This window comes from Maledivibacter halophilus (assembly GCF_900167445.1).
GTDB classification, from domain to species: Bacteria; Bacillota; Clostridia; order Peptostreptococcales; family Caminicellaceae; genus Maledivibacter; species Maledivibacter halophilus.
The window spans coordinates 31,094-52,779 of sequence record NZ_FUZT01000001.1 but is presented as its reverse complement, the minus strand read 5'-3'; the positions used below and the strand labels follow the sequence as shown (position 1 = coordinate 52,779).

The 21,686-nt window shown below is 30.7% G+C and carries 18 protein-coding genes and 1 tRNA gene; 3 read left to right on the top strand and 16 right to left on the bottom strand.

Annotated features, from left to right (window positions below; all coding sequences use genetic code 11):
• Positions 1-57 precede the first annotated feature (57 nt).
• The 13 genes from B5X81_RS00335 to cdaA all read right to left on the bottom strand — a co-directional run bounded on the left by B5X81_RS00335 (position 58) and on the right by cdaA (position 15,840).
• Positions 58-2,397 carry a methyl-accepting chemotaxis protein gene (locus tag B5X81_RS00335; RefSeq protein ID WP_079488490.1) on the bottom strand — a complete coding sequence of 780 codons (2,340 nt, stop codon included), beginning with the start codon at positions 2,395-2,397 and terminating at the stop codon, positions 58-60.
• Positions 2,398-2,788: 391 nt separating this feature from the next.
• Positions 2,789-4,459, bottom strand: a complete 1,671-nt coding sequence (locus tag B5X81_RS00330; RefSeq protein WP_079488488.1) for a M20/M25/M40 family metallo-hydrolase — start codon at positions 4,457-4,459, stop codon at positions 2,789-2,791.
• 421 nt (positions 4,460-4,880) lie between these two features.
• Entirely contained in the window at positions 4,881-5,426 is a 546-nt protein-coding gene (locus tag B5X81_RS00325; RefSeq protein WP_079488486.1) for a 2-oxoacid:acceptor oxidoreductase family protein, read from the bottom strand.
• A 1-nt stretch (position 5,427) separates the two neighbouring features.
• Positions 5,428-6,174, bottom strand: coding sequence for a thiamine pyrophosphate-dependent enzyme (locus tag B5X81_RS00320; protein ID WP_079488485.1), 747 nt, complete (start codon positions 6,172-6,174; stop codon positions 5,428-5,430).
• On the bottom strand, positions 6,174-7,235 hold the full coding sequence (locus B5X81_RS00315) for a 3-methyl-2-oxobutanoate dehydrogenase subunit VorB (protein ID WP_079488483.1): 1,062 nt from the start codon (positions 7,233-7,235) through the stop codon (positions 6,174-6,176). The genes B5X81_RS00320 and B5X81_RS00315 overlap by 1 nt, the downstream gene beginning before the upstream one ends.
• 32 nt (positions 7,236-7,267) lie before the next feature.
• Positions 7,268-7,498, bottom strand: a complete 231-nt coding sequence (locus B5X81_RS00310) for a 4Fe-4S dicluster domain-containing protein (protein WP_079488482.1) — start codon at positions 7,496-7,498, stop codon at positions 7,268-7,270.
• A gap of 77 nt (positions 7,499-7,575) precedes the next feature.
• Complete coding sequence (locus B5X81_RS00305; RefSeq protein ID WP_079488480.1) at positions 7,576-8,250, bottom strand: nucleotide-binding protein; 675 nt, start codon at positions 8,248-8,250, stop codon at positions 7,576-7,578.
• A 19-nt stretch (positions 8,251-8,269) separates the two neighbouring features.
• The gene (buk, locus tag B5X81_RS00300) at positions 8,270-9,346 is read right to left on the bottom strand and encodes a butyrate kinase (RefSeq protein WP_079488479.1); all 1,077 of its coding nucleotides are present in this window, start codon (positions 9,344-9,346) and stop codon (positions 8,270-8,272) included.
• Positions 9,347-9,486: 140 nt separating this feature from the next.
• Positions 9,487-10,395 carry a phosphate butyryltransferase gene (ptb, locus tag B5X81_RS00295; RefSeq protein WP_079488477.1) on the bottom strand — a complete coding sequence of 303 codons (909 nt, stop codon included), beginning with the start codon at positions 10,393-10,395 and terminating at the stop codon, positions 9,487-9,489.
• Positions 10,395-11,480 (bottom strand): butyrate kinase, encoded by a 1,086-nt coding sequence (buk, locus tag B5X81_RS00290; RefSeq protein ID WP_079488476.1) that lies wholly within the window; start codon positions 11,478-11,480, stop codon positions 10,395-10,397. The genes ptb and buk (B5X81_RS00290) overlap by 1 nt, the downstream gene beginning before the upstream one ends.
• A 215-nt stretch (positions 11,481-11,695) precedes the next feature.
• Entirely contained in the window at positions 11,696-13,417 is a 1,722-nt protein-coding gene (locus B5X81_RS00285) for a sigma-54 interaction domain-containing protein (RefSeq protein WP_079488474.1), read from the bottom strand.
• Positions 13,418-13,706: 289 nt separating this feature from the next.
• On the bottom strand, positions 13,707-15,023 hold the full coding sequence (locus tag B5X81_RS00280) for a CdaR family protein (protein ID WP_079488473.1): 1,317 nt from the start codon (positions 15,021-15,023) through the stop codon (positions 13,707-13,709).
• On the bottom strand, positions 15,016-15,840 hold the full coding sequence (gene cdaA / locus B5X81_RS00275; RefSeq protein WP_208984953.1) for a diadenylate cyclase CdaA: 825 nt from the start codon (positions 15,838-15,840) through the stop codon (positions 15,016-15,018). Before cdaA ends, B5X81_RS00280 begins: the two co-directional genes overlap by 8 nt.
• Positions 15,841-16,464: 624 nt before the next feature.
• Between cdaA and B5X81_RS00270 the strand changes: the two genes are divergently transcribed.
• The 3 genes from B5X81_RS00270 (at position 16,465) to B5X81_RS00260 (ending at position 19,943) form a co-directional block, all read left to right on the top strand.
• Positions 16,465-17,169 (top strand): BON domain-containing protein, encoded by a 705-nt coding sequence (locus B5X81_RS00270; RefSeq protein ID WP_170917209.1) that lies wholly within the window; start codon positions 16,465-16,467, stop codon positions 17,167-17,169.
• A 618-nt stretch (positions 17,170-17,787) separates the two neighbouring features.
• On the top strand, positions 17,788-19,005 hold the full coding sequence (locus B5X81_RS00265; RefSeq protein ID WP_079488469.1) for a 2,3-bisphosphoglycerate-independent phosphoglycerate mutase: 1,218 nt from the start codon (positions 17,788-17,790) through the stop codon (positions 19,003-19,005).
• A 296-nt stretch (positions 19,006-19,301) separates the two neighbouring features.
• Positions 19,302-19,943, top strand: coding sequence for a CAP domain-containing protein (locus B5X81_RS00260; protein WP_079488468.1), 642 nt, complete (start codon positions 19,302-19,304; stop codon positions 19,941-19,943).
• A 98-nt stretch (positions 19,944-20,041) separates the two neighbouring features.
• On the opposite strand, the gene B5X81_RS00255 is transcribed toward B5X81_RS00260, so the two are convergent.
• From B5X81_RS00255 to B5X81_RS00245, 3 genes are all read right to left on the bottom strand, one after another.
• The gene (locus B5X81_RS00255; RefSeq protein WP_079488466.1) at positions 20,042-20,908 is read right to left on the bottom strand and encodes a GGDEF domain-containing protein; all 867 of its coding nucleotides are present in this window, start codon (positions 20,906-20,908) and stop codon (positions 20,042-20,044) included.
• Positions 20,905-21,255 (bottom strand): hypothetical protein, encoded by a 351-nt coding sequence (locus B5X81_RS00250; RefSeq protein ID WP_079488465.1) that lies wholly within the window; start codon positions 21,253-21,255, stop codon positions 20,905-20,907. Before B5X81_RS00250 ends, B5X81_RS00255 begins: the two co-directional genes overlap by 4 nt.
• A 345-nt stretch (positions 21,256-21,600) precedes the next feature.
• Positions 21,601-21,675, bottom strand: a tRNA-Gly gene (locus B5X81_RS00245).
• Between the last annotated feature and the right edge of the window lie 11 nt (positions 21,676-21,686).

The following is a 21,686-nucleotide window of genomic DNA, read 5'->3' as shown; positions in this document are numbered from 1 at the left end:
TATTATAAAAAAACAACAGGAAAAACATAATATTTTCCCTGTTATGATAGTTTTTTACTATGCTAAATTATCCCCATCCTTATCTTCATCATTCTCCTCATTTTCTAAGCCTTCCTCATGTATATCCTCATCATATAAATTTTTATTATTTAGTTCTTTATTATCTTCAATTAATTCCTCATCTTTTTCTTTATATTCTTCATTCTTTGAATTACTATCTATGAAATTTTTATCTACTATTTTTTTATTCTCTAATTCATTTTCTCTAATACCTTCAATATTTAGATTATTTTTTGTTTCATAGATATTTTTCTTTTTACTGCTAAGGCTTTCATCATCTAATTTAAATTTATCCATTGACTGATTTAATTCATTTACTAATGAAATAAGCTCTCTTGATATATCCTTTAATTGTTCTGCAGAACTAGCTTGCTCTTCTGTTGAGGCCATTATCTCCTCAGTTGATGCTGCAGACTCTTCTGTAACAGCTGAAATATTTTGTATAGAAGCAATAGTAGTATTTCTATACTCAACTATATCTTCAACAGCATTCTTTACCTGGATTACTTCCTTTATTATGGATCCTACAGAGGTTTCTATATCTTTAAATGCAGTATCCGTATCAAAAACCGCAAGATGCTGCTCTCCAAATATCTTTTCACCTTCATCTACAGATTCGACTGTATTTACAACATCAGAATTTATACTATTTGCTAAATTGGTTATTTTATTTGAAGCATCCTTTGATTGTTCAGCTAATTTTCTTATTTCCTCGGCCACCACTGCAAAACCTCTACCTGCTTCACCGGATCTAGCAGCTTCTATAGCTGCATTTAAGGCTAAAAGATTTGTTTGTTCACTTATATTTTGGATTAATTCAACAATATTAATTATTTCTGAAACTCTATCCTTAAGTTTTATTATAGTTTCCTTTGTTGTCGCAGAGTTCTTTGCATATTCCTCAGTTTTTTCATAAAGGGTTCTTACTGTTTCTGTAGCATGATTACTTATTTCTTTGGTCTTGTCTGTAGTTTCCTTTACAATCTTTAGATTACTTTCCATACTATCTATTCTATCAGACAGTTGTCCCATTATATCTGTTGTATTCTCAGCTTCCTTTGCTTGCTCTGAAGCTCCATTTGCTATTTCTCCCATTGAAACTGCTACCTGTTCAGATACAGCTGAATACTGCTCTGCTATCTCATTTACTGTTTTTGTACTATATTTTACTCCGTCAACAGTCATCTTTGTACTATTTATTAATTTCTTCATACTATCTACCATACTATTAAAGCCTTTGGCTAATCTTCCAATTTCATTGTTCCCCTTTATATTACAAGAAACAGTTAGGTCTCCATCTTCAACCCTTTTCATTAGTCCTAATATTTTATTCAATGGCTTAGATATATTAAGGGCCAGATATATTGATAAAAATATTGAAATAATTATACATACAATTCCTATTCCCATTGTCATTTGTCTAATATCGTATATTTCCTGAAAAAGATATTTTGATGGAATAGTAGTTATTTGCTTCCATCCATTATCGCATTTACTATACACCACCAGCTCATTATCTAGGGTATAGCTATCTGAATTTTTATCTTCTGAAATATTTACTATGTAGGATTCATTTACCTTATTGCCAATATTTTCTTCATTAGTATGATAAATTATGTTATTCTCATCATCTATAATTAAAGTATTGGAGCCATTACTTATTTTTGTATTATAATATAATGATTTTATTGTTTCCATATCTATTTGATATACTAAAATACCCTGGGGTTCCAGATTACTTACTATTGTACGCATTAAATAGATATTATTAAAATCCCCCATCAGTCCAGTAACCCAATGCACTCTTCCTTTTGATTCTAAAACTTCTTTATACATTTCAGTCTTTTCAAATTCTCCCGATTTCATAAATTTGGTTATATCTTTAGTATCTCCATTACCTATGATTTTTTCACTGTCCCCGTAAAAGGTTATGGATTTTATATCAGGATAAGATACCATTATAGAAGTAAAGTTTTGCCTGATTTTTAAGGTGTTCGTAAACTTGTCATACTGATCTTTAAATTCATCTGTTGTGATGGATCTTATCAAGTCTTGATCGGTTATTACTAAAGTGGAAGCTTTTTCAATTTCCTCTAACTTTGAATCTAGTATCTCAAGATCCCTTTTGGCTAAATGTTCAGTTAAAAAACCTACCTTATCTTCAATTGATTTTTTGAAACTTTGAACAGAATATGTGCTAATAACCATAATTGGTATTATAGTTATTACTAATAAAAAAACTATTAATTTTGTTTTAATTCCCATATTGCTTCCCTTGCTTCTTTTCTTTTTAATCCCTTTCTTTTTTTGGTTTTCATTTAATTTTACTTTGTCCATAAATTTATCCCCCTACAAGTCAATTATAAAATTAGTCACTATTATAATGTAAAGCATTATTATGAATAATTTTATATAAACAACAAAAAAATATCAGATAAATTTCAAAAAGCTAATGAAAATCCTGTGCTTTTCCTTTGAAATTTATCAATCTTTAAAGTTGTTTATTTCTATAGATTTAAGATAGAACTTTAAATAAATATGAAATGATATGTTATCTATATTTTTCTACATTTTGTTAATTTTACTATACTATAATACTACACTATTTTACATTTTTTTTCAAAAATGATTATTATAAAAAAAAGCAAGAAAACTCAATGTTTTCATGCCTTTTAGTGCAGTGGCTTCATAATTTTTAGGTCTTTAATCCTAATTTTTATATTCAAAATTAATACTGTTTATTACATCTTAATACATGATCAATGGCAAACTGAATTAATTTTGAGGTTCTTTCCAATAAATCTCTTTTAAGAACTCTTTCACTAAGCTTATGTAAATCCTTTCCCCATGGTCCAATATTTATTGAAGGAATAGATAAATTCTCCATATTTTCTAAGGGTATTTTATATATATTTCCCCATAATGGCATATTAGGTCCTATATATGGAGCTATTTCTTCACTTGCATTTAATGCTCCATAACTCATATCAGATATTCCCATGAAATAGTTATATTTTTTATATTCCTCATTCCAAGAGTCTTTTGAAAAGTCATTTATTTTATCTGCCAAAGTTAATACTGACATTGGTAATTCTTTAAAATCAATGTTGGAAATATGAGGATAATAAGGGGGCGAAAATGATATTATAACCATAGGAGACAAATCTTTTATATATTCAAGGGTTTTTTCTATAATAACAAATGTACTTTCAGGAACACTTGCTCTATTGTATTCTATATCTTTTTTAATCTTTTCCATTAAACTATTATACTCTTCCAAAAATTTGTTTCCTGAATCCTTTATTGCTTGATCATATAACTCAGAAAATATTTTTACTTTGACATCTAATCCCAGCTCATTATCTTCTATATTAGTCCTGCTTTTGAAGTCTTTATAATTATTATCTATATAATCCATTATATCTTTAGAAGCTTCTTCACATATTTCTTTCAATTCATTTAAAATTTTTTTAGGAGTTCTTTTTAGTGTAAGTATATTAAAATATCCCCCAGCAGCTTCCGGTATAGAAACATCATAATATTTCTTTCGGTCTCTAGCATAAATCCAAGAAGGTGGAGGTGAAATTTCATCGCCTACAACATCTGAAAAATAGGGATTCAAATCAGTTTTTTCCACTATTTTTGATAATAAAATAATAGGGTTAAATCCACTAAAGGCATCTTTTATATGAGCTTTTCTTCCCCTCACATAAATTGTTGGCATAATTTTCCCCACCGAACCTACGTATAAGCTCCCAGTGCTATCTTCTTCTCTTTCGTGGGGCTCTGAATTTATGATTATTTTATAATCAAGTTCAAATTCATTTTTAAGCTTCATTAATAAGTTTATCCCTTCTCTCATACCAAAGGATAAAGATTCTTCATCTGGAACAGATAATAATACTAAATTGCCATCAAATTCCTTTAATTTTGAATATTCTTCTAGTAGCACAAGCTGAATTGCAGCACCCGCCTTCATATCCGCTGTTCCTCTACCAAAAATCCATTTTCCACTTTTTAAGTCATATTTCACATCTTCAGAAAGATTGAACTTTTGTAATTTTTTTTGCAGTAAATCAGGATTATAAGCATATTCCCTTAGAATACCATAATCCAATGAATCAACTACATCATGATGATGTAATAAGATAGTAGTTTTTTTGCCCTTTCCCTTTAGTAATGCCCAAACAACAAACCTTTCTAAAGGATCACCTTTTAATAGATATTTACCATACATACTAGGATTTTTCTTAAAATAATCTATTTTCCCAATCCATTGCCATATATAATTTTCTATATCCACTTCCAATATAGTACCAGTATCACTTTTTATAGATACAAGCTGATTAAATAATGTTTCTATTTTACTTGAAATACCCAAAGAAAACTTTTTATCCAAATAACTCACCTTCTATATATTCTTGTTAATGTAAATAATCACCATCAAAAATCATAATACTTTATAATATATTATAAACAACCGAGCTTTATAATTCTACCAATTTATTATTTTTCTATATTCCCTTACTCTGTTTTCGATAGACTATTAGTTGGTATAAAGATAAGCAGCTTTGAGGTTTAATAAATTTGAAATAAAAAATGCAAAAGCGTTGATTACTTTCTTTCAAATTCATTTTAAGTCTTAATATTGTTTATATATAATTGAATAATTTGAATTTGAGAAAATTGCATAATATATATACTAGATATTTTTTACAAGGGGTAATTATGGAATTTCCTAAGTTGAATAATTTTACTATACAAAACAAAAGAGCAAGCAAATTTTTCTGCCTACTCTTTTAATAAAATACCCACTTATATTATGCTTTTACTGCTTCTGCTCCCTTTTTAAGAGCCTCTTGATTTAATGGTATTAAATGCTCCTTAGAAGGACCAAATACTTTTTTAAAGGCTTCTAAAATAGTTTCAAACTTAACTACGTTTGTAATCTCCAAATATGCTCCTAGCATTACCATATTTGCAACCTTTCCATTTCCTACTTCTCCTGCTATTTCATTAGCAGGTATATAGTAAGTCTTTATATCATCTCTTTCTGGTTTTTTTTCTATTAGTGAGCTATTTATAAGCATTATTCCATCTTTTTGTAATTCAGATTCAAACTTTATTAATGATGGCAAATTCATAACTACAGCTGCTGTAGCATTCTTAGCTATTATTGGAGACCCTATTGGGGTATCAGATACAGTTACATTGCAGTTTGCAGTACCACCACGCATTTCTGGTCCGTAAGATGGTAACCATGATACATGCTTTCCTTCAATCATTCCAGCGTAGGAAAGAAGCTGTCCCATTGACATAACTCCCTGTCCACCAAAGCCTGCACAAATTATTCTTTCATTTGTCATCTTACTTCACCTCCTCTGGGGTACGGAAATTTCCTAATGGATAGTATGGAATCATATTTTCTTCTAACCACTTAAGTGACTCTGCAGGACTTAAACCCCAGTTTGTAGGACATGTAGATAATACCTCCACTATTGAAAATCCTTTACCTGCTAATTGATATTCAAATGCCTTTTTAATAGCTTTTTTAGTTTTTCTTATATTTGCAGGATTGTGTACTGATGCTCTTTCTACATAGGATGCACCTGGAATAGTAGCAAGCATCTCTGCTATTCTAAGAGGCTGTCCTGTAAGCTTTGGATCTCTACCATATGGTGAAGTAGTGGCTTTTTGTCCTATTAATGTTGTTGGAGCCATTTGTCCACCAGTCATACCATATATAGCATTATTAACAAATATTGTTGTAATATTTTCACTTCTATGGGCCGCATGTACGATTTCAGCTGTACCTATTGATGCAAGGTCTCCATCACCTTGATAAGTAAATACAACATTATTTGGATGTACTCTCTTTATACCGGTTGCAACTGCTGGAGCACGGCCATGAGCAGCTTCATGCATATCACAATTAAAATAATCATATGCTAAAACTGAACATCCAACAGGTGCAACGCCAATTGTATCTCCCAATACTCCTAGCTCTTCTAAAACTTCCCCTACCAATCTGTGGATTATACCATGTGTACATCCTGGGCAGTAATGGAAAGGAATCTCTGCTAAACCTTCTGTTCTCTTAAATACAACAGCCATTACTTAGCACCCCCTAACATTTCTTTAGCCTTGCTTACTATTTCTTGTGGCGTAGGAATTATTCCACCCATCCTACCAAAGAAATCTACAGGTAGTCTACCATTATTTGCGATTCTTACATCATCTACCATTTGTCCACAGCTCATTTCAACAGTTAAGATACCCTTTGCACTCTCAGGTATTTCATCAAAGGCTTTATGTGGAAATGGCCATAATGTTATAGGTCTTATTAGTCCTGCCTTTATACCTTCATCCTTTAACAATTCTATAGCATTTTTAACTATTCTTGAAGTAGTTCCATATGCACAAAATACTAGCTGTGCATCTTCCAAATTATATTTTTCATACCTAACTTCATTTTTCTCTATTTCTTTAAGTTTATCTTGTATTCTCAAATTTAATTTTTCTAATTCTCCTGGATCAAGTCTAAGTGAATTTATAATATTGGGCTTTCTCTTTCCTTTAGTTCCAATTGTGGCCCAATCCTTCTTAGGAATCTCTCGTTTTTTAGGTTCTTTAAATTCTATGGGTTCCATCATCTGTCCAATCATCCCGTCACCAAGAACCATAACAGGATTTCTATATTGGTCAGCAACATCAAAAGCTTCCATTGTAAGATCAACAGCCTCTTGAAGATTTGCTGGAGCATATACTACTAATTTATAGTCTCCATTTCCTCCACCTCTAGTTGATTGATAATAATCGGATTGAGCTGGCTGAATTCCACCAAGGCCAGGACCTCCCCTTACTATATTTACAATAACACATGGAAGTTCTGCTCCTGCTATATATGAAATTCCCTCTTGTTTTAATGCAATTCCCGGTGAAGATGAAGAAGTCATAACTCTCGCTCCACTACCAGCTGCACCATAAACCATATTTATAGCCGCAACTTCACTCTCTGCTTGAACAAAGGTTCCACCATGCTTTCCAAACTCCCTTGCCATATACTCTGGAAGTTCATTTTGTGGTGTTATTGGATAACCAAAGAAAAACTTACATCCAGCCTTTATAGCTGCTGCACCAATGGCTTCATTACCTTTCATTAATATCTTAGCCATATACTTATTTCCCTCCTATAACTTTAATTATCTTACTTTTCAATTTCTCTTTCTACAGTAATAACAACATCGGGACAGATAGTTGCACAGTTCCCACATCCTATGCACTTATCCATTTCCTTCACTGCTGCAGGATGATAACCTTTAATATTTATTCTTTCTTTATCCATTTCTATTATATTAACTGGACATACTGTTGTACAAAGCTCGCAGCCTTTACATAAATCTTCTTTAAATGAAACCTTTCCTCTTGCCTTCGCCATTGTTACAACCCTCCTCATTTAAAATTGAAACTTGCTGAATTAAACTTTATTTTTTATTATGTTAAGTTTCAGAAAATTTACATCCAATCCTCCCTCATATACATTTTAATGGGAAAAATCTGTCCCTGGATATTCTCAGGAAGCTGTCGGGCAACCTTCTCCAAAGCACTGATATATGTGATTGGAATTTTTAATTTGTCTGAAACCTTCATGGCAAGCTCTTGACCTTTTAATACATCATCTACACTAGTATCCCTAAGTAAATGTGTATTGTTAACAATTCCAGTAACCTTAGTTCTTGATGCAGCCTCAATTTCTTTTATATGATTTATAGCTCCATCCACTGTCTGAGTTTCGGCTCTATTTGCATTTAAGATACAGAACATATCGTAAGTATCTTTTTTAAAGTAAGTATAATATCTAACTAATGTCCTTGCTCCAGCTGCATCTCCACCAACATCTAAAATAACATCATAACTTTCATCCTGTATTGGAGCAAGTACACTTGAAGAAATAGCTGGAAGATCAGCACCGGATTTCATTCCAAGTGAACTTCCTATGACTTTAATACCCTTCGTCTGAAGAATATCATGCTTCTCTCTTGATCGAAAATATGGATTTACTATATCAAGATCAGCTAAAGCCACCTTTTTCCCCTTTTCAGCTAGTTTTATAGCATAATTTACAGCAAATTCAGTTTTTCCACTCCCATAATGTCCGATTATAACCCTTATTCTGTTATCATTTAACATACTATCACCTTCAACAACTCTATTTATATTCTTGAGCCAATTCTTCTTTTCTAAGCACTCTTAATCCACCTTGGGCTAATGCTATCATTTCATCTTCTCCAGGATATACTAATATTTTTGATATGAATCCTACTTTTTCTTTTATCCAGTCTACAAACATTTTATCGTATGCTATACCACCAGTTATAACTATTGCATCAACTTTTCCTTTCAATACTGCTGCACAGCTTCCTATTTCTTTAGAAACCTGATATGCCATAGCCTCATAAATAAGCTGAGCCTTTTTATCTCCATTCTCAATCATTTTTACAACTTCTCTCGCATCGTTTGTTCTAAGGTAAGCAACTAGTCCACCCTTACCCTTTATAAGCTTTTTTATCTCTCCATATTTGTATTTGCCCGAAAAACAAAGTTTAGCTAAATCTCCTACAGGAAAGCCTCCCGATCTTTCTGGAGAAAATGGTCCTTCACCATCCAATGCATTATTAACCTCTATAACTCTACCATGCTTATGGGCTCCAACTGAAACTCCTCCGCCTAGATGTGCAACTATAAAGTTCATTTCCTCATATCTTTTGTCCATTTCCTTAGCTGCTCGTCTTGCAACTGCTTTTTGATTCAATGCATGAAATATACTTTTTCTATCTATTTCAGGCATTCCAGATAATCTAGCAACATCTTGCATCTCATCAACAACAACTGGATCTACTATAAATGCAGGAATATTAAGTTTTGATGCTATTTCATATGCCAATATTCCGCCTAAGTTAGATGCATGCTCTCCTAAAACTCCTACCTTCAAATCTTCAAGCATTCTATCATTTACACTGTAGGTTCCACCTTTTATAGGCTTTAAAAGCCCTCCTCTACCTACTACTGCATTTAACTTTGTTAGATTTATTTCCTTTTCATTTAATGCATCTAGTATTACATTTCTTCTAAATTCATATTGATCATATATTTTTTCATATTTGTTTATTTCCTCAGAGGGATGTCTAAGTGTAATTTCTAAAATGGGTTTTTCATTATCATATACAGCTATTTTTGTAGAAGTAGAACCTGGATTTATAGCTAATACTCTATAAACATTAGTCATTTCTATACCGCCTTTCACCTTTATAGTATTATTTATTATTAGCTAATATAGCCGACAGTTTTATATCATTCTCTTATCTATTTTTAGTCCCATTAAAGCTCCTCAAAGCATTCAACTTTAAGTATTTTAGCATTTTATACTTATGATTGTTTAGCAGCCATTAATACACTAAGTGCTATGGAGTTAAGCTTTGTTTCTTCACTGTCTGCCCTTGATGTAAGGACTATTGGTGCCTTGGCTCCCACAATAATCCCTGCATTTTTTGAACCCGAGAAATATACCATTGATTTATATAATACATTTCCTGCTTCTATAGTTGGTACCAATAATATATCTGCATACCCTGCAACCGGATGATCAATTCCCTTATGTTTAGCAGCTTCTACCGATACTGCATTATCTAAGGCAAATGGTCCACCTACTACACACCCTGATATTTCGCCGTCTTTGCTCATCCTTTCAAGTTCAGCTGCTTCAACTGTTGCTGGCATTTTAGGATTCACCTTTTCCTTAGCGCATATAGCTGCAACCTTAGGTTTTTCTATATCTAACGAATGAGCCACTATAGCAGCATTTTCAATTATTTGCTTTTTGGTGTTTAAATCAGGTGCTATATTCATAGCCGCATCCGTTACAAAAAATAATCTATCATAACCTAAAACATCGAATACTGCTACATGGCTTAATACATTTCCGCTTCTCAGACCTATTTCTTTGTTTAAAACTGCCTTTAATATTATAGAAGTATCTACAAGTCCCTTCATCACAATATGAGCTTTTCCAGTAGAAACTAATTCAACTGCCTTAAGTGAAGCTTCACTTAAATCCTGTATGTCAATTATTTCATATTTTTCTATTTCTATCTTATTTTCTTTTGCAATTTCTTGAATTTTTTTCTTATCTCCAACCAGTATAGCATCTGCAATACCAATTTTATTAGCTTCATCTATAGCATTAAGAACCTCAGCATCTTGAGCGCATGCTATTGCTATTGTTTTTGGACCTCTTTCCTTAGCAAATTTAAAAACATCATCAAAGTTCCTAATCATTACCTCAGCACCTCATATTCATAGATTTTTGCTTCTTCTTCTCCCGATAACACTCTAAGTACTCCTTCATTTAGAGCCCTCATTTCATCTTCTCCAGGCTGAAGAATTACAGGAGCCATGAATTTTACCATATCCCTAATATAATCAGTCAATATCTTAGAATGAGCCATACCACCAGTAAGTACTATTGCATCGATATCTCCAGCCAACACTACACCAGCCCCTCCAATTTCTTTAGCTATCTGATATCCCATAGCTTCAAAAACTAGCTTGGCTCTCTGATTACCCTTTTCAATCATTTTCACAACTTCTCTAGTATCGTTTGTCCCAAGATATGCCACTAATCCACCTTTACCTCGTATTTTCTTTTTAATTTCTGAATAAGTATAATTCCCTGAAAAACACATTTTTGCCATATCTCCAACTGGAAGTCCACCAGTTCTTTCAGGGGAAAATGGCCCCATTTCATTAGCATTATTTGCATCTACCATTTTTCCCTTTTTAAGAGGTACTACTGAAATACCTCCCCCTAGATGTGCCACAATAAGATTTAGATCATCAATTTTTTTATTCATATCTTTAGCAACATTATGGGTTACAGCCTTTATATTTAATGCATGCAGTAATGAACGTCTTTTTATATCAGGTATTCCTGATATTCTTGCAACATCTTCAAATTCATCAACTGCAACAGGGTCCACTATATATGACTGTATTCTTTCTATATCTGCAATACTCCTAGCTATAATACCACCTAAATTTGAAGCATGTTCTCCTTGTATTCCAATATTTAAATCTTTTATCATATCATCTGTAACTTTATATGTACCACTTGGTATAGGCCTAAGCATTCCACCCCTACCTACTACAGCTTTTAGCTGTGATGTTTCATAACCTTCATTTTTTAACCAATTTAATATAATTTCTTTTCTATAATTGAATTGGTCAGTAATTTTTTTATAATTTTCTAATTCTTTCAAGTCATGACTCAAATTCTTTTGTAAAACGTTTTCCGAATTTTTGAAGATTGCAACCTTCGTCGAAGTGGAACCAGGATTAATCACTAGCACATATTCTCGATTCACTTTTAACTGGCACCTCCTTTTTTCACACTCTATACTATTATTATTTAAGCAAATTATATGCCAAAGCTATATATGATTTTTATGAGACTGAACTATTGTATTTTTCCCATTTTCTGCAATAGGTATTCTTTGTGTTTTTTAGAATTTTTCTTTTGCGCAATTTCTTTCATGCAAAAAAATGCGTATTTTATTAAAATGCGCAATTTTTTGCAGAGTTATTTATAGATTCCATATTTTTTTATTTTATAATATAGGTTCCTAACTGATATCTTTAATTCATTAGCAGTTTTGGTCCTATTATAGTTATTATTTTTTAGTATTTGTTCTATATATTTTTTTTCAACCTCACCTACAACTTCCTCAAGGGAAAGAGTTTTCTCTTTATTTTTTACAATATTAAAACCGCTTTCTATATTGTTCTTTCTATATCTTTCTCCATTGTGGGGTAAATGATAGGATTTAATTGTTGTCTCATTGAACTTCATATTTATGATTGCTCTTCCAATATAATTCTCTAGCTCCCTAACATTTCCTTGCCACTCATTTTCCATAAGTATTTCCAAAGCTTCTTTTGAAATATCAGTAACATATCTTCCATATTCTTGATTATACTTCCTAATAAAATGTCTCGTAAGCTCGTATATATCTTTTTTATGTTCTCTTAAAGAAGGGATTCTTATTGGAATCACATTGAGTCTATAATATAAATCTTCTCTGAACCTTCCATTTTCCACTGCCTTCTCAAGATCTATATTTGTGGCAGCTAAAATCCTTACATCGATAGATATTGATTTTGTCCCTCCTACTCTTACTATTTCCTTTTCCTGCAAAACTCTAAGAAGCTTAGCTTGTGTACTCATCTTAATTTCACCAATTTCATCTAAAAATATGGTTCCACCATGTGCCCTTTCAAAAAGTCCTTTCTTTCCCCCTTTTAATGCCCCAGTAAATGCCCCTTCTTCATATCCAAATAGTTCACTTTCCAATATACTCTCACTTATAGCCGCACAATTAACTCTAACAAATTGACAATGCTTTCTATTACTGGCATTGTGTATGGCATGGGCAAATAATTCTTTACCTGTTCCACTCTCTCCTCTTAATATAACTGTTGCTGGGGTTGCAGCTGCAATCTTTGCCTTTTCTATAGCATTAACTAACTTTTTATCTGAACCAATAATATCATCAAAGGTATACTTTGCCTCTAACTTTCTAATTATTTGTTTTGCTTCATCCAGTTCCGATGTGAGTCTCTTTATTTCACTCAAATCATGGATAACTCCAACACTCCCCCTTAATTCACCATTAACAAGCATTGGAGCTGCGTCTATAATTACATCTTTTTTCTTGGGACCTACCTTTATTCTTGCACCTTTAATTGGTTTTTTTGATTCCAATACCTTCAGATGTATACTTTCTCCTTCAGATATATCAACTAAGCAAGATTTACCTATTACATCCTCCTTAGACAATCCTGTTATTCTAGTATATGCCGGATTAACAAGAACACCTATCCCATGCTGGTCTACAACAGATATAGCATCTTGGGTAGAATTAAATATAGCCTCCAGCATAATCTGTATTTCCTTAAGGTCTGTTATTTCTTCCGCAAGCTCCAATATTTCTGTTATGTCTCTAAATACAGCAATAGCACCTATTATGTTTCCTTTCTCATTCTTTACAGGCATTCTATTTGTAACAATATTGATATCTCCAAGGGGTTGTTTTCTATTTAATTCCGATTCACCAGTTTTTAATATATAGGGAAGTCTAGTAGTTTCTATTACATCTGAAACATATCTTCCCATAGCTTTATCCGAACTTAATTTTGTCAATTTTTCAGCTGCCCTATTGAATATAGTAATTATTCCTTTTGAGTCAACAGCTATCATAGCATCATGAGTAGAATTTAATATTATTTCTATTTCCTTTTTCATTCAATCACCTCATTCTAAGATGCTGTCAAGGAAATTGCATAATCACCTCTTTTAAAATAAAAACTAATAATTATTACATATAGTTTCTAAATCTCTAAAGTACTGCTATATATTACACAATTGTCCCCGATTTTAATTATACAATTATGGATAACCAACATTAGAATTTAATATAATTTTTGCATAAAATAATGAGCTCTTCTACATTCTTTCAGCGAAATTTATTAATCTTTAGAGTACATTACTATGTCTTGCTACTTTTTTAATATGAATAAAATTATTGCCCGGATTAGCTTCCAGGCATATCTATTATTCTATCTATGGGTATGGTCTCATTTAAAACCCCATCTATATCTTCTTCATCTTCTTTCTTAAATATCTCTATTTCAATGTCTTTAGGAGTTATTTCAATATTTTCATAGCTCCGATTTTTATTAAGTTTTAAGTCAAGAATATGGGTTCCCTCTTCAAGACCTCCTGCATCTATAATTAATTCTAAATCACTTCTCTTAACTTCTTCCAAAACACTTCTTACTTCACTTATCTTAATCTTTATATCTTCCTCTAATTCTCCAATATTTGTAGTTAATGTACCCTTAAGATTATTAACAGATATTTGATTAGCTTTAAAGGTAAACTCCTTTGTTTCTATTTTTTCTACTTCAATACGAATCTTAGGTAAATCATTCAAATATGGAGTTTCAATATTACTATCTATAACTAAATTTGCTGATGCTACTAGTGTAGCATCTAGATCGTCTACATTTATTGGTTTAGTAATAACTTCTTTAACACTATCAATGAAAGCTTCTTTTCCCCGTAGTGTTACATTTTTGGGGGTAACTTCTATTTTTGTGATTTTATATCCTTCTTTAGGTTTTCCTACTATTGTTGGAGTAATATTAATATTCTTTAATTTTAATACAGGCAAAAATACATTTGCATTCTTAGTTTCTACTTTAACACCAATAATATCTTTTCCTTGACTATCAACAGCCTTTACTGGTACATTTCTTCTAATATTTTCGTCAATTCCATCAACATTTATTTCACCAATAACCTTGGCAACAGCTTGAACCTTTGTTTCAGGCCCTTCAATTAAAATCTCATCAGGGGTTATCTGAGGAGTACCTGTTTCATATCCTCGCTTTGGAGTACCATTTTCTACAATTTCAACTGTTTTCTGTGTTTTAATGATTTTATCTAGTCTTACATTTATCTGTTGAGGGGATATCTCTTTTATCTCAATATTTACCGGCTTACTCACCTGTAATGTCTTGATATTTTCCCCCTGCTTAGCTCCACTTAAATCTGCACTCACTTTTATATCATCTGGTGATATTTTATATATCTCATTCTTTTTACCAGAAACTTTAACATTAACAGTAAATTCATTTTGATCAATAAATACCAGCCCAGAATTTTCTACTTCCTCTTTATTTAAAATATTTACTTTAATATTGTTTAACTCCTTTTCAATTTCCGGATTTACTTCTCCCATAACATATATATAAAGGACTATGGCAAATAGAATCGAAACCAATTTGGGAGTTGTGTTTCTTGACAATCTACTGCTTTCAAATAATCCCCTAAGAAACTTAATCATTTTTATGCCTCCACTTCAAATTCATTAGTTTATTTTGTTTTTCTGGACTGAAGGCTTCTTTAATTATTGTTTTCAAAGTGTCAATATCTAAAAATCTTGAGAGTTTGCCTGCCATTGCCACTGATATTCCTCCTGTTTCTTCAGAAACTACTATTGCCAAAGCATCACTGGTCTCTGTTATTCCTAGAGCAGCTCTATGTCTTGTTCCAAGTTTTTTGCTAAGGTTAGGATTCTCAGAAAGAGGTAAAAAACATCCAGCGGCCATGATTTTATCTTTCCTTATAATTACAGCACCATCATGAAGAGGTGTATTTGGTATAAATATATTTATAAGCAAACTACTTGATATTTTACCTTCAATAGAATTTCCGGTTTCTATTACCTCGCTAATTCCTGTTTCTCTTTCCAAAATAATTAATGCTCCAATCTTTTGTCTAGATAAAGAAGCAACAGCATCGCTTATCTCCTTTATTCTACTATCTAGATCTTCATGGGCTATTTCAACTATGTTTTTTGTAAGTAATAATCGACTTCTTCCTAAATGCTCCAAAGCCTTTCGAAGTTCAGGTTGAAAAACTATTAATAATGCTATGAATCCTACAGTAATAGTCTTATTTAAAATATAATTAACAACAAATAGCTTTGACCATTCGCTTAACTTTGTGGCAACCAATAAAATAAGTAAACCTTTAATAAGCTGCTCTGCCCTTGTATCTCTAATAAGCATGTACAATTTATAAAATACAAATGCCACGATGGTCATATCAATTATATCTCGTATCCCAATGTTTGACACCATCTCCAGTAGTTGTTCCACTTTAAACACCTCTTAATAAATGCATATTCCGTTTTCCGTAAAAACAATTTAGAATTTTATAATTTTAATAATAATCTCTATTAAATACTGTTCTTATAGTTAAAAATTTGTAATGCTATTATTTATATTTTACAGTTTTTGAGACACTACTTCAATATTACTATTGTATTATATTCTTGTAAAACTTTAAAGCCTATTTTTCTAATATTTTATATATAGAAATTTAAGCAAAAACTTTTGTAATTAAAGAAATTGTATAATTCTAATTTTACAAACTTAAAGTAATTATTCAATTTACTCACTTAATAGATCAATAATTACTAAGTTCTATTATATATTTTTTTATACAAATGATGTGTCGTTTTTTGAATAAATTATATTAATTTTTTATTACAATCTAAATATCTAAAATGTCGTTTTATAATGAAACAAATTAAAAGAGAAATCAATACATATAAGAAGATTGTAGAAACATCAGTATTTTTAAGATGTATTAATTAAGATTCACTCGGAACTCTCTATATTAAATCAAAATCAAATCAAAGCTGCAAATTTATTTTATAAATTCTGCTTCTTTGTGGGACAATATCATTAAAAGATAGATTTTCTGAAAGGATGATTAATATGCAAGATAAAAGAAGCAATTGGATTTATGATGATCAAAGGCCTTCCAAAGATAATTTAATAGTTGATAAGATTAAGGATCAATTGGAAGAAAAAATGCAAGAAAGTGCTATGGATATTAATGTTTTTTGTAAAGATGGATATGTCCATTTGTCAGGTTTTGTAGATATATTATCTGAAAAAATCAAATCAGAAGATATAGCAAGAGGTATAGATGGAGTAAGGAAGATAGAAAACAAAATAACAATAGCCATGGATAGTAATATTACCGATAAACATATGGAAAAGGAAGTTTTAGACAAATTAAGAAAAATCAAAAATTTAGATGGAGTTAGCCCAAAAGTCAATGATGGTGTAGCTAATTTAATTGGATCTACACATACTCTAAAAGAAGCTAAAGAAGCATGCAATCTTGCCTCCCAATCTAGAGGTATTAAAGATGTAGTAAACAATATTAAAGTTGATACATATGGAGAATATGATGATTCAACTATAAGTAGTAGAGTCGCTCAAGCACTTAGTACAACTGATCTAAGTTATATGGATATAGGTCATAAAGTAAAAAATGGCAAATTAACATTGACAGGCTTTGTAAACAACAAGCAAGAGGTTGAACTTGCAAAGGAAATCTCAATGAGCGTAGAAGGTATTAAAAAAATTATAAATAAGCTTAAGATACGAAAGGACAATCAAAAACAGATATAATTTTATATCTGTTTTTGTAACCATTTGTTACTTCACTTATATATAATTTTCCCTAAAAATTCATTGCATTTTCTCTTTTACATCATATTTCCTGGGAAATATCTTTTATAAATTCTTTTATGTCAATAATTTTTAATTCGACAAAATTGGTATATCATATTACGTTTAATGCTGTATTTATTTATAATAATATTATTTGACAAATAACATCTATATCCTTTAAATTTGTCGAAGAATATTTAGACACACAATTACATAATTTATAAATATAACAATTGCATAATATATAAAGATAAATAACTTTAAAGATTAATGAATTTCAAAGAAAAAATACAGAAGCTTTCATTATTTTCTTTGAAATTTATCTTAAGTTTTAATTTTGTTTATCTATATAGATTTCCCATAGTAAAACTTAATTTATACGTATCAAAATATCCAGTGTTTCTAAGGAATTTTGATATGTATAAATTAATTGTTTTACTGGAATATCTATAAATGATGTTTTATATTCTATAATTACATGTAATAGTAAACTTTCACAAAGGATAATTATAAATTTTTTTGAAATAATAGAACATGATTTGGCTAGAATATTGAGTCTTAATAGGAGGAGATTATATGAATAACGAAGATATTCTTAAAAGTATAATTAAATGCAATAATTCAAAGATAGTTTTAATTGTCTTAGATGGAGTAGGAGATATTAGACATAGAGATTTTAATTATAAAACTCCCCTCGAATATGCAAAAACTCCAAACCTTGACCAACTTGCATTTGAGTCAGTTGTAGGAAGAATGATCCCAGTTTCGCCAGGAATTACACCTGGAAGTGGCCCTGGCCATATTGGTCTCTTTGGATATGATCCCAAGAATATAACTATAGGAAGAGGTGTTCTAGAAGCCGTTGGCTTAGGTTTACATTTACAAGAAAAAACTGTTGCGGCTAGATGTAACTTTGCAACTTTAGATGGTGATGGAAAAATAATTGATAGAAGAGCTGGTAGAATCTCTACGGAAAAAAATATTGAACTTTCTAATGTTTTAAAATCAATCAAGGAGATTGATAATGTAGAAATAACTATTAGACCCGGAAAAGGTCATCGCTTTGTAGTTTTGTTCAATAGTAAAGATAAAAAAATTGATTCTCTGATAAATGATACAGATCCACAGTTGGAAGGTAAACTTCCATTAGAAGCTAAAGGAAAAAATGAAGCTTCAAAATTTCTAGCTTCCGTTGTTAATAAATTCATTAATAAGGGATTTGAAAAACTAAGCGCTTACCCTAAAACAAATGGATTTTTAATTAGGGGATTTTCTAAAAAACCTATTCTTCCAAGCATAAGAGAAAAATATTGCTTAGAATCTGCTGCAATAGCTTCTTATCCCATGTATAGGGGAATTGCTTCTCTTTTAGGTATGAAGCTTCTTCCACCTCCTGATTCAATAGAGGGTTTATTTGAAACTTATGTGAATAACAGGCAAAAATATGATTTTTTCTTTATCCATGTAAAAGGAACTGATCAAGCTGGAGAAGATGGGAATTTTGAATCTAAAGTTAGCTGTATTGAAAAAGTAGACAAGGCTCTTCCTATATTTTTAAAGAATAGGCCAGATGTTATTGCCATAACTGGGGATCATTCTTCTCCTTGTTTAATGCGTTCCCATAGTTTTCATCCTGTTCCTATACTACTAAATAGTGAAGTTTCAGGAAGAGATGATGTTGTATGCTTCCATGAAAATGCCTGTAATATAGGTGGCCTTGGCTTCTTTGAAAGCAAATATCTTATGACTTTGCTTTTAGCAAATGCTAAAAGGCTTAATAAGTTTGGAGCATAAGCAAAAATATCCTTACATGCTTTTGTAATCCTAAGCTCCAAGCTGTAAAGTACAATATTTCTTTATAAACTTTAAATACCAAATATTTAATTTTAAAACTCAAATATTTTAAACACTTGAGTTTTATTTATTTTTTGAAATTTGCATTAATTCTTCAAATGGAAGTTTTTCTTTCTTTTTGCTCAAATTCTTTATAAAAATAACCAACTCTAGACTTTCAATATAGACACTACCATTATTATCTTGTAATTTTTTTATTTTTATGACAAAAGCTATATGTGAAAGGAGGGTTTTCATTGAAAAAAAATAGATTCTTATTAACTATTTTTACTGTTTTTTGTTTATTAGTAATATTTAATATAGATAATACCAATGCTCAATCAAAAAACAACGATATCGACGTCTATATAGTAAAAAGTGGAGATTCTCTAGGGAAGATATCAGTAAGATACAAAGTAAGTATCAGTGAAATTATAGCTGCAAATACACAATTTGAAAATCCTAATTTAATATATCCTGGTGATAAAGTCTATGTACCTTTATTTAATACAGCTGAAGCTATGGAAAAAGAAGTTGCTAAATTAACTAATATTGAGAGACAAAAATATGGTTTATCACCACTTAATCATAATTATAAGTTATCTAGGGTGGGAAGGTATAAGTCTGAAGATATGAAAAATGGAGGATATTTTAACCATACATCATCAACTTATGGATCTCCATTTGAAATGATGAGTGACTTCAAAATCAATTATTCAACTGCTGGAGAAAATATTGCTATGGGACAAAAGTCTGCCCAGGATGTCGTTAGGGACTGGATGAATTCATCAGGACATAGAGCCAATATATTAAGTAAAAATTTTACTGAAATGGGTGTTGGATATGCAAAAAGCTCTGATGAAAGAACATATTGGACACAAATGTTTATAAAACCTTAAAAAATAGAATTTTAAAAAATTGTCCCCTAAAATATTATTACCCTAGAAAAAGCGACTGCAGTCGCTTTTTCTCTTTTTCTATACGCTACTTAGAACGCCTATCCAATTTGATATACTTCATTAATATCATCATTACCTGCAATATAATATGAATTTTTTTCGTTTTTTGCTTTGGTAGAAGCAAGGCTAGCTTTATTTATAAGCTCATAAACTCTGGAATTAATATCTGTACAACAATCTTTATTATTATCTAATGCAATTCCTGCAGAAGCTCTAATTTCTATTCTATTAGAAAATTGAAAGGCTGAAATTTCATTCAATATTTTTTTAGTAAATTCAATACATTTTTCTAAATAATAAGGGGCTACAATAGTAAATTCATCTCCTCCAAACCTACATAAGAACGTTTCTGAAGTCATACATTCTTTTAAAATTAGTGCAACTTCTTTAAGCAAAATATCTCCTTGAATATGCCCATATTTTTTATCAATATAACCAAAATCATTTATGTCAATAAATATAACTGCTGGGTTCTTTTTATTATTAATTAATTCTTTAGTACGATAATATATATAATCGCTCTTATATAAACCAGTCAATGGATCTTCACACTTAGCTAATTCAGTATTTACTAAAGTTTTTGTAACAATACCCTTGATTTTTTCATTGCCAACTATTAATAAAACTTCTACATCTTCACTATTAAATACACTTCTTGCCTCCCAAATAGAAGTACATGGAGAAATAGAAATAACTTTATTTTCCATAGCATCTGCTACAATTCTATTTGGATGTACTCTTATTAAATCTCTATAGGTTAACATGCCTACTAATCTTCCTTCTTCCATTACAGGAAAAAAATCTATGCCTTTATTTATTACGAAATCTTGGGCTTTTTTTACGCCATCAAGGACATTTACATTTTTAAAATTATTTACCATAATATCTGATACACTTTTAATCATAGCTCTACGGATTTGCTAACATGTAGTACAACATTGAGTTGTGCTTTAATGATTGTTGAATCGTCAGCAACCTTCTCTCCTTCATCTAAAATAATCTCTATCAATTTTTCTTTTTCTAACATATTCATCAAATTCTTACGAATAACGATTGCTTCAATAGTTGAATGTTCCACCCTTATAATATTATATTGATTAGGTGATAATATATCAACCATTCTTCTTGCAGCTTCAGGTCCTATAGGAGCATTTTTACCAACTATCAAAGCATCTTGCATTGGAGGAATTTCAAATTCTGATAAACTCATTGTTATCTCAGCTCTTTTTTTATTTTCAACTATATCTTTCATATGAAAGTCTCCTTTTGATTGACAAATTTCTCTATAATTTTACCACATGATGTATGTATAAACAATATTTTACTAGATTTTTTATTTCTTTTATTCATTAATATTTTTATTCCATACTCTATATATAAATATGAGTAAATTGCATATTATATAAGGTATAGCTTTAAAAATTTTAGAACACGATTTAGTAGTTAGTTTTTCTAAAAAGTAATTATACAATTTAATTTATAGTAATAGAAAACATTATCAAAAATATAAAAAAAACTTGGTTTTCTACCCAAGTTCTTTTATGATATCAAAAATGAAATCATAATAATAATTTTATCTTCTATCAATACCATTTATTGGAGCGGTAGAAGGGATTCGAACCCTCGACCCTCGCCTTGGCAAGGCGATGCTCTACCACTGAGCCACTACCGCATATTCAAATA

Bases quoted from the DNA above. Each gene is read 5' to 3' on its own strand.
- B5X81_RS00335 (WP_079488490.1), bottom strand. From the start codon at position 2,397: ATGGACAAAGTAAAATTAAATGAAAACCAAAAAAAGAAAGGGATTAAA.
- B5X81_RS00325 (WP_079488486.1), bottom strand. From the start codon at position 5,426: ATGACAAATGAAAGAATAATTTGTGCAGGCTTTGGTGGACAGGGAGTT.
- B5X81_RS00320 (WP_079488485.1), bottom strand. From the start codon at position 6,174: ATGGCTGTTGTATTTAAGAGAACAGAAGGTTTAGCAGAGATTCCTTTC.
- B5X81_RS00315 (WP_079488483.1), bottom strand. From the start codon at position 7,235: ATGGCTAAGATATTAATGAAAGGTAATGAAGCCATTGGTGCAGCAGCT.
- B5X81_RS00310 (WP_079488482.1), bottom strand. From the start codon at position 7,498: ATGGCGAAGGCAAGAGGAAAGGTTTCATTTAAAGAAGATTTATGTAAA.
- B5X81_RS00305 (WP_079488480.1), bottom strand. From the start codon at position 8,250: ATGTTAAATGATAACAGAATAAGGGTTATAATCGGACATTATGGGAGT.
- buk (WP_079488479.1), bottom strand. From the start codon at position 9,346: ATGACTAATGTTTATAGAGTATTAGCTATAAATCCAGGTTCTACTTCT.
- ptb (WP_079488477.1), bottom strand. From the start codon at position 10,395: ATGATTAGGAACTTTGATGATGTTTTTAAATTTGCTAAGGAAAGAGGT.
- B5X81_RS00285 (WP_079488474.1), bottom strand. From the start codon at position 13,417: ATGAAAAAGGAAATAGAAATAATATTAAATTCTACTCATGATGCTATG.
- B5X81_RS00280 (WP_079488473.1), bottom strand. From the start codon at position 15,023: ATGATTAAGTTTCTTAGGGGATTATTTGAAAGCAGTAGATTGTCAAGA.
- B5X81_RS00270 (WP_170917209.1), top strand. From the start codon at position 16,465: ATGCAAGATAAAAGAAGCAATTGGATTTATGATGATCAAAGGCCTTCC.
- B5X81_RS00265 (WP_079488469.1), top strand. From the start codon at position 17,788: ATGAATAACGAAGATATTCTTAAAAGTATAATTAAATGCAATAATTCA.
- B5X81_RS00255 (WP_079488466.1), bottom strand. From the start codon at position 20,908: ATGATTAAAAGTGTATCAGATATTATGGTAAATAATTTTAAAAATGTA.
- B5X81_RS00250 (WP_079488465.1), bottom strand. From the start codon at position 21,255: ATGAAAGATATAGTTGAAAATAAAAAAAGAGCTGAGATAACAATGAGT.